The organism is Leptolyngbya iicbica LK, assembly GCF_004212215.1.
Lineage (GTDB): Bacteria > Cyanobacteriota > Cyanobacteriia > Phormidesmidales > Phormidesmidaceae > Halomicronema > Halomicronema iicbica.
Genome location: NZ_QVFV01000008.1, coordinates 21,529 through 31,729 on the forward strand (window position 1 = coordinate 21,529; position 10,201 = coordinate 31,729).

Sequence of the window (10,201 nt, forward strand, 5' to 3'; positions counted from 1 at the left end):
CTTGAATCTAGTGTCCATTAAAAAAAATGAGTCGGTGATGCAGCGGCGCGTCATGACAGGTTAGGGCATGAAATGGCGACGGAATTCGGTCACTTGGTCGGCGATCGCCAGCAGTGATTCCGGCATTTCTGGCCCGGTCAAAATCACATCCACCTGCGACGGGCGCTGCTGCAAAAAGGTGAGCACTGAGTCTTCCGAGATCAGATTGAGTTGAATGGCGAGGCTCAGTTCATCCAATACGACGAGAGCATATCGCCCTTGCATGGCGGCGGTTTTGGTATGTTGCCAGAGCTGGGCGATCGCCGCTTGCTCGTCTTCAGTAGCGTCGCCTTGCTGGAGCGATCGCTGAATATCGGGCCGCAACCACTCCAATCCTTGGCCAAAGAGCATTGGCTGCTCGACCCCTTGCCGAATGCCGCCCTTGAGAAACTGGCTAATCAGGACTGAATGACCTTGCCCAGCGACGCGCATCGCTTGCACCATGACGTTGGTAAAAAAGGTGCGATGGGGTGAGGTAAAAACTTGGACGGTGCCAGCGACCGCATGTAACCAGGGATGCTCGATGATGCGGGCCGATCGTTCAGGAACAGGAGGCGTCAACGGGGTACGAAGCTGTGAAACCATGTTTGGGGGCGGCTCGATTTCAGTAGGCTAAATATAGCGCAATTTCCCCAGTCGGACTGATAAAAACTCTATATCTATAGGTAGTTCAAAAAAACTACACACCATAATATCATCGCTCTGACCGTCGCAACATCCGTATCTGCGAGTCAGCGATCGCTGTCGTTAATCGACCAATAATCCGCCCGCATGATAGCGACATTTCCGCGATCACGACGGTAAATCCGGCACTTTTGCTCAAAAAATTTATTCCCGGCAATGGGCAGACATCACCGGATTAGAGTGACACTAGGCCCGCTCTTCAAATTGCTGATACCACACCACCGTCAGCAGCGTCGAAAAGGCGCAGGCCACCCCGCCGACCACTACCCCTAGCATGGGTTGGTAGCTGCCCCGTGATAAGGTAGCCATCCAGGTGTGGGTGAGGTCATTGTTGACCAGCCGATCGGCGATCGCCGGAAACAAGTACATGAGTGCGGCCCCAAAAATGAGCCAGCCCACCATCGACGTCAAGAGAAAGATCGTTTTAGCCGTAGATTGAGTTCCCATATGCGGTCCAATTGCGACGGGCAACAAAACTGCTTAAAAGCCTATCACCTTGCTCCCGTGCTCCCCTACTTTCCTCCTCCCCTCACACTCCGTACCTCCCGCCTCCCATGTCCCTCTCCACCCTGCCTGCTACTGCCTTCATTCATCCCCTCGGTCACAATCGGGAAGCGGTTGCCGCGCTCTTGCAAGCCGCAACCGATCGCATCCTGGCCCACCTCACCCAGGCCGCCCAGCAGTCGCCGCTACCTCCGGTGGATGCCCTGCCCGCGATCGCCCTGCCCGAGCTTCCCGCCGATGCGACAACGCTGTTAGCGACCATCGATCAGGCCCTGACAATGGCGATGAATCCGGCCCATCCTGGCTACCTGGGACACATGGATCCGCTCCCCACAACGGCGTCAATTTTGGGCGATTTTGTCGTTGCAGCGCTGAACAACAACATGCTCAGCGTGGAAATGTCGCCGTATTTTTCTCGGCTGGAACCGCTGTTGATGCGGGAAATCGCGCACCTGTTTGGCTTGGGCGATCGCGCGGGGGGGCTCCTCGTCAGCGGGGGCAGTCTGGCAAATCTGCAAGCGCTGGCGGTGGCGCGCAATGTCAAATTGCGCTGTGCCCAGACAGGTCTGTCGCCGCTTGAAAAGCCCCCGGTGCTCTTCGTCTCGGAAGCGGCTCACACCTCTATCCAAAAGGCGGCGATGTTGTTGGGACTGGGCACCGACGGAGCGATCGCGATTCCCACTAATCGCAATTCGCAGATGGATGTGGGGGCGCTAAAGGCGGCGATCGCCCAGGCCCAGGAAGCCGGACAGCAGCCCTTTGCCCTGGTAGCAACAGCGGGCACCACCGTCACGGGCAATATCGATCCGCTGGTGGAGTTGGGGGCGATCGCTCAGCAGCACAACCTGTGGTTCCATGTGGATGCGGCCTATGGGGGGGCGCTGATGTTTTCCGAGGCCCACCGCGATCGCCTGCGGGGCATCGAGCAGGCGGATTCCGTCACCTTCAATCCCCAAAAGTGGCTATATGTGACGAAGACCTGCGCCTCGGTCCTGTTTCGCGACCTGGGCCATTTGCAGCGCGACTTTCAGGTGTCAGCACCCTATATGAATACGGAAGATGACTGGGTCAACCTGGGGGAAATCTCTGTGCAGGGCACCCGCCACGCCGATGTGCTCAAGTTGTGGCTGTCGCTGCAACATCTGGGGCGACAAGGCTACCGCGACCTGATCGCCGCCAGCGAAACCCTGACCCAAGCGTTTGTCACGGCCATCCAAGCTCGCCCCTTTTTGGAGTTGGCGAGTCAGCCGGAGATGAATCTGGTGTGCTTTCGCGGCTGTCCTGACTGGCTCCCCGCTGACCAGTGGGATGCCTGGAACGCCGACCTCCAGCAATATCTGCTACGCGAGGCCAATGCCTTTTTGTCGCTCCCCCGCTATCGCGGCCAAAACTGGCTCAAAGTCGTGCTGCTCAATCCCTACACGACTAAGGAAGATGTCGGTAGGATATTTGGGGCGATCGATTTCTTTTCCAGGGACTGATTTCCAAATATTTAACGAGCTCGACCAGCAGTATCAGACGAAGGTCTATAAAGAGATGCATTAATGCTTTCTGGATTAGCACATTCTCTTGGTGGCAAAGCGATCAAATTTGAAACGTCAGATCCAGCCGGAGAACGAGGAACCCATCCTAAATTGCCGTCAAACATAGACATTAATATGAACTCGTTAGTTCCTTCTTGGATGGAAACGGCTTCAAAAGTAGATGTAGTAAAGGCGATACTACCAACAGGATAAATACCTACTACGGCTGAATCAAAGGATGGTGCACTATAAACACTGACTGTTTGATCGACGAAGAAACACGTATCACCAAGATTATTCCTTGTGGCAGAATTGGTGCTTTGCAACCTAGGTAGTTCTTCTTCTCTTTCTGTTGCCCACTCTCTTACTTTTTCAGCGTCTAGACTCTTGATGATTCCAATGTCAGCATAGAACTCAAGCTCTTGGGCAGCCCGAAGTCTGTCTTCTTTGTTTTGCTCTATAAGATTCTCACTGGCATCTTCTTCTGTAGAGCTTGAATCTTGTGCGAAACGGATAACTCCACTAGCCGCTTCATCATCTCCTTCCGTTTCGTTCTCATTGACATCTTGAGGAAGATTTTGAACTTCTAGGGCTTCCCTAATGAGTTCAAATTCAAATTCTTGTCTTCCCTGTCGAAATTGAGCGTCAAATTCCAAATAAGACGTTAATACCTCTCCTGCTGACGTTAGTACTGCTCCTAAAGCTGTTCCTAAGCCAGTAAGAATTGCGAGTAAAAGAGGCATCGGAATTCCAAGGAACCTTTGGTTAGTTGACTCTGCATCACTTTGCTCAGTGCTTCCTGTACTACTCTCCGGCTCTTCTGAATTCGAAACAATTTGCGATGAAGTGTCTGTACTTGGTCGATTGTTTTGATTTTGATTTGTTTCTGTCATGGTAGTACGCCCTAAGATTCTCTTCGTATCCACCCCTACAAATGGGCTGGGAAGCATTCCGTAAATTTTAATATTCGCTTGGAGAAAAACCTTCTGCGAATCTCAGATACATTTTTTATTCGCAATCATCTAAATCAGTGAGTTGCAGGATGATGTCGTCAATGATGGGGCGAACGGTGCTGCCGCGAGCGTTGATGTTGTTGATGAAAATGCTGAAGGCGAGGAGCTCGTAGTTCGGTGGGTCCAGGTAGCCTGCGAGGGCAAAGTTGCGGCTGATGGCTCCCGATTTTCCGTAGAGTCGGCCCTCAGCGGGCGTGTCTTTGAGGCGATTCCGCAGGGTGCCGCGGAGGCCCGCCACTGCGAGGGAATCGCGGTAAGTGGAAAAGTGAGGCGATCGCGCCATGCCTTGCAGCACATCCACCATGGCGCGGGGCGTGACCAAATTTTTGCGGGCCAGTCCCGACCCATCCACCATCACCAACTCCGAGACATCCATACCCAGCTCAGCGAGGACTTGACGGGCGATCGCCACCCCAGACTCCGTCGCATCGGTCGCTTCCGCATCCTGTCGTCCCAGGGTCTTCAGCAGCGCCTCGGCGTACAGATTGTTGCTGTTTTGATTGGTGGGGATCAGTAATTCAGCCAGCGGCGGGGAGGTGATGGTGGCAAGGGGTGTCCAGCGATCGCCCGCCGGAGCTGCGGTCAACCTTGTCTGCTGGACGCGGATGCCCTGTGCGGCGAGCCCCCTTTGCAAGGCATCGAGAAACGCCTGCCCCGGATTCGGTTCCGCGATCGACGTGGTTTCAGACGGCGACCCGGCAATCAACTGGCCCCACACGCGCAATACAGGCAGTCCCAACTCGCGCCCCACGCTGACATATTCCGGTTCACCCACCGCGACTGTCGTGCTGTAATTCTCGATTTGCCAACCCTGCCCTTGGCGCGGCTCATCCCACACAACCTGCAACGGCTCGCCCACGCCTTGGGGCACCAAACTCAACACAATCTCGTTCTCGTTCAAAATCAGCGCATTCACGGGCGCACCGTAGCCCGCCTGCACGTCTTCCCATTCCCAGTTCGGATTCACCGCATCGCCCGGAAAGGCGGAATCATCGCCATACAAAACATCGACCGACTGGATCGGCTGCTGAGCAATTTGTGATGCCAGCGCCGCCAAACTGGCCTGGTCAAAACTGGGATCACCGCCGCCAATAACTTGTAGCGTGGTGCGACCTTCAGGACTGGTAGTGCCCAGCACCGAGGTTTGCAGCGTGTAATCTGGCCCCAACTCCGTGAGCACCGCCGCCGTGGTCAGCAGCTTCAATGTCGAAGCGGGGACAAAAAAGCGATCGCCCTCGCGACTCACCACCGCTTCGCCAGTCAGCGTCTCGACATGTACGCCTAACCGCGCTCCGGTGAGACTGGGCTGCGCGGCTATCGTCTCTAGCGCGGTAGGCAGCGCCGCCGGACACAGCGCCATCACGGGCGCGCCCACGGCACTCCACACCGCCGCTAGTCCACCAACTTGCCAACACCGGGGTGAAATGGGCATCGCCTGCTTTCCATCACTCTGCCTGTCGATTCAACCATATGAGCACTCCCGATGGGCGATCGGGGTGCGGAACTAAAGCATGGGAATTGAACTCAGTGTGGACAGCCGTCTCGGCTGTTCCGGAGCAGGCAAGATGCCTGCTCAACAAGACGCGGACTCGACAACATCCTGCTGCTTAAACGGGATTGCCCCCACCCGTCAAGGCCGTCGTTTCTTTTGCGGGGGAAGTCGCCAGTTTCCCAATTTCCTGATCGATCAGGAAGAGGCCCTGCCCTTCGGTGCCAATTAGCTTGATCTTGTCCAAAATGCCCTTCATCAAAAACTCTTCTTGGTGCTGCTCGGCCACATACCACTGCAAAAATTGCAGCGTGGAATAATCCGGCTCATTGTTGGCAAAGTGGACGAGTTCGTTGATGCTGCGGGTGATGTGAACTTCGTGCTCGTAAATTTTCTCGAAGAGCATTTTCACGGATTCGTATTGGGTCGGTGGGGCATCCATCCCCCCCAACACCACAAAGGCTCCCGTCTCGTGCATGTAGCTCAACAAGCGGTGCATGTGCTCCGCTTCTTCTTGGGCATGGAGCCGCAAAAATTCCTCACAGCCATCGAGCGACTGATAGGCGCACCAAGAGGCCATCTGTAAGTACAGGTGGGAAGAATACATCTCCAGGTTGATTTGTTTGTTGAGGCGATCGCTCATGGCTTGGGAAAGCATAAGAACTCCTGGGAGAAAGGCGATGAGCCGTCGCCTCGGCTGGGGTGAGAGGTGACGACTGGTTTTCAGCCTAACGTGGGGATCACACTGGATCGCTAACCCGCGATTAATAAACACATAGGTTTAAGGAAACGCTAAATTGCCTTACAGTCAGCAATCCTTGTTTAAGGTCGTGAGTAGCTGTGAGGGAACAGCGCAATGGGCTAGACTGCATGGACAGTCAGCCCCGATTGCCAGTTTGTAACTCTATGGTGCTCAAAGCTTTATTACTGGACTTTAACGGAATTGTCATCAAAGATACAGGTCTTAAAGGTCGCCTGATTGACGACATTTTACTTTCTGAAAATTTGCGACCCAACTCCGAAGAGTATGTTGAGATGTGTGCGGAGCGGAGCGATCGCGCCTGCCTGGATCGGTTGCTGTCGCGGCGGGGACGAGTCACCACCCCCGAGTTTTTGAATGAATTGCTGGCAAAACTCACCGACCAGTATTTGCAGCAGCTGGCCGACATTCCCCGATTGCCCATTTATCCCGGTCTCGAAGACTTGCTGTACCAGGCCAAAGTGACGGGGTTTCCGGTGGCAATCGTCACCTCAACTGCCCGCCCCGAGGTGGATTGGGTCTTGGATCGCGCTCAGCTCGCCGACAACTTTGCCGTCAGGGTCACCGCAGAAGACGTGGCCGTTGCAGACGAAAAGCCCGCTACCAAAGGTTATGAAATCGCGATCGCGCGTCTCAATGACCAGTTCCCTGACCTGGCGCTGACGCCTCACAACTGTTTAGCGATCGAAGCCTGGTATCCCGGCATTGCCGCAGCCAAACAGGCGGGTATTCCTGTTGTTGGGGTCGCCCACTGTCACCCTTACCGCATGATTCAGCGGCGGGCCAACTGGGTGGTCGATTACCTTAACGAAATTGACTTTGACTGGATCGGCAGCGCCTACCAGCCCCAATCTGCCGCTTGATCTCAGGGGACGCACCCCCATGTTAGGGGACGCACCCCTCCAAGGGGGTACGTGTTTAGCGTCGATTTAAGCAGCGCGATTTTGCCGCACCATGGCTTGGGCGACTTGTTCGATGAACGAGTCGCCTCGTTGTTGGCAGGTGNNNGCGATAGTCACTACCTTAAGCCTCCTTTTCTCTGCTGGGAGGAATGACAACCGAACACAGACGCTAAACACGTACCCAAGGGGTGCGTCCCCTTCGAGAGAGCTAATTCACATCGTCGTGGGGTTGCGCTTGGCCATTAGGGGTGCCCAGGCGATGCCGCACGTCATCGATAGCGGAATTGAGCTGGGCGATTTTGTCTTCCAGTCCCCGACGGGCCAGTTCCATTTCTTCCTCCGACGGATTAAAGGCCCCTTCGTGACCTGCGTTCGCATTACTGAGCCGAAACGTTTCTTCCTCGGGAATTTCCCGCTGCACCCGCGAGGCGACGACGGCGCCTACAATGCCGCCCACCACGCCGCCAAAGAGCGTACCGAGCAAAAATCCGCTGCCAAAGTTGTCTTGCTGACTCATGGGAAATTACAGAATTCGTCAGAGCTGGCGGGGGTTAAGGTGATCCCCGTACTGGTATTGTTGCCGATTTCTGGACGTTTGCGTAGTGTCGATCGCTTAAGTGCCAAAGGTGCGATCGCCCGCATCTCCCAAACCCGGGACGATGTAGCCGTTTTCGTTGAGCCCTTCATCAATCATGGCGGTGTAGATTGTGAGTTCTGGATAGGCTTCGGCGAGCTTTTTCAGCGCGACAGGGGCGGCCACGATCGCCACAATTCTGACATTGCCGGGTTGAATGCCCCGTTCGACTAAATCGGCCATTGCCGTCATCATGGTGCCGCCCGTTGCCAACATCGGCTCGCTGATGAGCACCCGTGTCTCTGGCGATAAGCTGCTCGGCAATTTGTTGAGATAGCAACTGGCTTCCAGCGTTTCCTCATTTCGCACATAGCCCACGTGGTAGACCGAGGCTAGCGGCAATACCGACTGCGCCCCTTCCATCAGGGCCAGGCCCGCCCGCAAAATCGGGATGATCATCATGGGCACTTCCGGATTCACAAAGGTGGCCGGACAGGGGGCCAATGGCGTTTCCACTTGGGTGTCAAAGGTGGGTAGCCATTCCCGCGCCGCTTCGTAGGTGAGCCAGCGCCCCAGCTCGGTCATAGCCGTGCGAAACAGGGCGGACGGCGTATTGACATCGCGAGCCACCCCGAGCCAGTGTTTCACCAAGGGATGGGGGGGCACAAAGACGCGGAGTTGAGGAGCCATAAATTTTGTTTTGGCAAAATGATCGCGTTTATCATACTGCGTCGATGAGCGAATGCGATGACAACAATGCGTCGAATACGGGATTCTATGAAGTGAGATTGACGTTGCCTAAGGCGATCGCACCATGCTGACTGCAGATTCACCGACGACTGCCCACCGCTGGCCCACTGGCAGCCACTTTGATGTGATTGTGATCGGCTCTGGCATCGGCGGGCTGGTGACGGCGACCCAACTCGCAGCCAAGGGATTGCGCCCGCTGGTGTTGGAGCGTTATCTGATTCCGGGGGGGAGTGCGGGCTATTTTGAGCGTGACGGCTATCGGTTTGATGTGGGCGCATCGATGATTTTTGGCTTTGGGCAACAGGGCACCACGAATTTGCTCACGCGCGCCCTCGCCGCTGTCGGCCAGCAGATCGAAACCATTCCCGACCCGGTGCAGGTGCATTATCGATTGCCCAACGGTTTGTCGGTGCGGGTGCATCGGGATTACGAACAGTTTTTGGCCGAGTTGGGCGATCGCTTTCCCCACGAGCGCGAGGGCATTCGGCGCTTTTACGACACCTGCTGGCAAGTCTTCAATTGTTTGAACTCGATTGAACTGCTCTCCCTCGAAGAGCCGCGTTACGTGGCCCGCGTCTTTGCCCAAAATCCCCTGGCCTGTCTCGGTTTGGCCCGTCGCCTGCCTGCCAACGTGGGTGGTTTGGCGCGGCGCTATTTACGCGATCCCGAACTGCTCCACTTCATAGATATGGAATGCTACTGCTGGTCGGTGGTGCCTGCGGCCAAAACGCCGCTGATTAATGCGGGCATGGTGTTTAGCGATCGCCACTATGGCGGCGTCAACTATCCCCAGGGCGGGGTCGGGCGCATCGCTGAGGCTTTAGCGACGGGACTTCAGGAAGCAGGCGGCCACATCCAATATCAGTCGCGGGTCACGCGCATTGTCACCGAGGCCGGACGCGCGATCGGCGTAGAACTCGCCACGGGCGAACGCTACACCGCTGACCGCATCGTCTCCAATGCCACCCGCTGGGACACTTTTGAAACCTTGCTGGATGCGCCCCTACCCCGTCGGGAACAGCGCTGGCAGCAGGCTTACACAGCAGCGCCCAGCTTTCTCAGCGTTCATTTGGGCGTCGATGCGGCGGTGATTCCCCCCGATACCGACTGCCACCAAATCCTGCTGGATGATTGGGCCGATCTGGAAGCGCCCAACGGGACGCTATTTCTCTCCATTCCCACGCTGTTAGATCCCAGTTTGGCTCCCCCCGGCTGCCAAATTTTGCACACCTTTACTCCCAGTTGGATGAGTGACTGGCAGGGGCGATCGCCCAGCGACTATGCCCAACACAAACGGGCCTTGGCCCAGCAGCTCATTCAGCGATTGGAGCGAGTCTTTCCAGGAGTATTGGAGGCGATCGACCACTGTTCCATTGGCACGCCCCGCACCCATCGCCGCTTTTTGGGACGCATGGATGGCACTTACGGCCCGATGCCCCACCACCAACTGCGAGGCTTGCTCAACATGCCCTTCAACCGGACAGCGATTCCTGGCTTATATTGCGTGGGCGACAGCACCTTTCCAGGGCAGGGCCTCAATGCGGTGGCGTTTTCGGGTTTTGCCTGTGCCCATCGGGTGGCGGCTGACTTAACGCGATCGTGAGCCTCTAAAACAATGACTTTCGAGTTGCAGGTGTTGCTCATGCCTGGCTGCAACAAGTGGCGAGTGCTGTTCGCTGCAGTCTGTGGGTTAGCCGAACGGCCTAGACGAGGTGTCAAAGTTTACAAGAACTCAGCCACTGGCAGCGCAATTTAGCCCTCCCTTGGAGAGGTCAATCGTCCTGGTCGAGTATCAATACTGACGATATCGGTCGTTTCTTGTGGTTTTCGTGTCGGCTCGCTTTTCTGAAATATTCAAGATCCTTGCCACCTGGTTTTCAGGTAGTCCTAAAGCTGTAAGGATGCGTTGTAGTGGTGGATGAAATACCAGATTGCGCCAATGTGATTTTCGAGCTTTTTTGAG

The 10,201-nt window shown here is 55.8% G+C and carries 10 protein-coding genes; 3 read left to right on the forward strand and 7 right to left on the reverse strand.

Going from position 1 to position 10,201, the window contains the following annotated elements:
* Positions 1 to 60: 60 nt before the first annotated feature.
* The gene (locus DYY88_RS20695) at positions 61 to 624 is read right to left on the reverse strand and encodes a cob(I)yrinic acid a,c-diamide adenosyltransferase (RefSeq protein WP_039726194.1); all 564 of its coding nucleotides are present in this window, start codon (positions 622 to 624) and stop codon (positions 61 to 63) included.
* A 285-nt stretch (positions 625 to 909) separates the two neighbouring features.
* The gene (locus DYY88_RS20700; RefSeq protein WP_039726196.1) at positions 910 to 1,170 is read right to left on the reverse strand and encodes a hypothetical protein; all 261 of its coding nucleotides are present in this window, start codon (positions 1,168 to 1,170) and stop codon (positions 910 to 912) included.
* 107 nt (positions 1,171 to 1,277) lie between these two features.
* On the opposite strand from DYY88_RS20700, the gene DYY88_RS20705 reads away from it, so the two are divergent.
* Positions 1,278 to 2,708, forward strand: a complete 1,431-nt coding sequence (locus tag DYY88_RS20705; RefSeq protein ID WP_039726197.1) for a pyridoxal phosphate-dependent decarboxylase family protein — start codon at positions 1,278 to 1,280, stop codon at positions 2,706 to 2,708.
* Positions 2,709 to 2,719: 11 nt separating this feature from the next.
* Here DYY88_RS20705 and DYY88_RS20710 read toward each other — a convergent pair whose 3' ends face one another.
* From DYY88_RS20710 to ftnA, 3 genes are all read right to left on the reverse strand, one after another.
* Positions 2,720 to 3,643, reverse strand: a complete 924-nt coding sequence (locus DYY88_RS20710) for a hypothetical protein (RefSeq protein ID WP_130199545.1) — start codon at positions 3,641 to 3,643, stop codon at positions 2,720 to 2,722.
* A gap of 115 nt (positions 3,644 to 3,758) precedes the next feature.
* Positions 3,759 to 5,195 carry a D-alanyl-D-alanine carboxypeptidase/D-alanyl-D-alanine endopeptidase gene (dacB, locus tag DYY88_RS20715; RefSeq protein ID WP_044151118.1) on the reverse strand — a complete coding sequence of 479 codons (1,437 nt, stop codon included), beginning with the start codon at positions 5,193 to 5,195 and terminating at the stop codon, positions 3,759 to 3,761.
* Between the two features lie 175 nt (positions 5,196 to 5,370).
* Entirely contained in the window at positions 5,371 to 5,910 is a 540-nt protein-coding gene (gene ftnA / locus DYY88_RS20720) for a non-heme ferritin (protein WP_039726198.1), read from the reverse strand.
* 248 nt (positions 5,911 to 6,158) lie between these two features.
* Here ftnA and DYY88_RS20725 point away from each other — a divergent pair, with 248 nt between their 5' ends.
* Complete coding sequence (locus tag DYY88_RS20725) at positions 6,159 to 6,875, forward strand: HAD family hydrolase (protein WP_039726199.1); 717 nt, start codon at positions 6,159 to 6,161, stop codon at positions 6,873 to 6,875.
* Between the two features lie 247 nt (positions 6,876 to 7,122).
* Here the strand turns inward: DYY88_RS20725 and DYY88_RS20730 are convergent, their stop codons facing one another.
* Both DYY88_RS20730 and upp read right to left on the reverse strand, forming a co-directional pair.
* Entirely contained in the window at positions 7,123 to 7,431 is a 309-nt protein-coding gene (locus tag DYY88_RS20730) for a ssl2009 family thylakoid membrane protein (protein WP_039726203.1), read from the reverse strand.
* Between the two features lie 96 nt (positions 7,432 to 7,527).
* Positions 7,528 to 8,178 (reverse strand): uracil phosphoribosyltransferase, encoded by a 651-nt coding sequence (gene upp / locus DYY88_RS20735; protein WP_039726204.1) that lies wholly within the window; start codon positions 8,176 to 8,178, stop codon positions 7,528 to 7,530.
* Positions 8,179 to 8,302: 124 nt separating this feature from the next.
* On the opposite strand from upp, the gene crtH reads away from it, so the two are divergent.
* On the forward strand, positions 8,303 to 9,841 hold the full coding sequence (gene crtH, locus DYY88_RS20740) for a carotenoid isomerase (protein WP_044151119.1): 1,539 nt from the start codon (positions 8,303 to 8,305) through the stop codon (positions 9,839 to 9,841).
* The last annotated feature ends 360 nt before the right edge of the window (positions 9,842 to 10,201 follow it).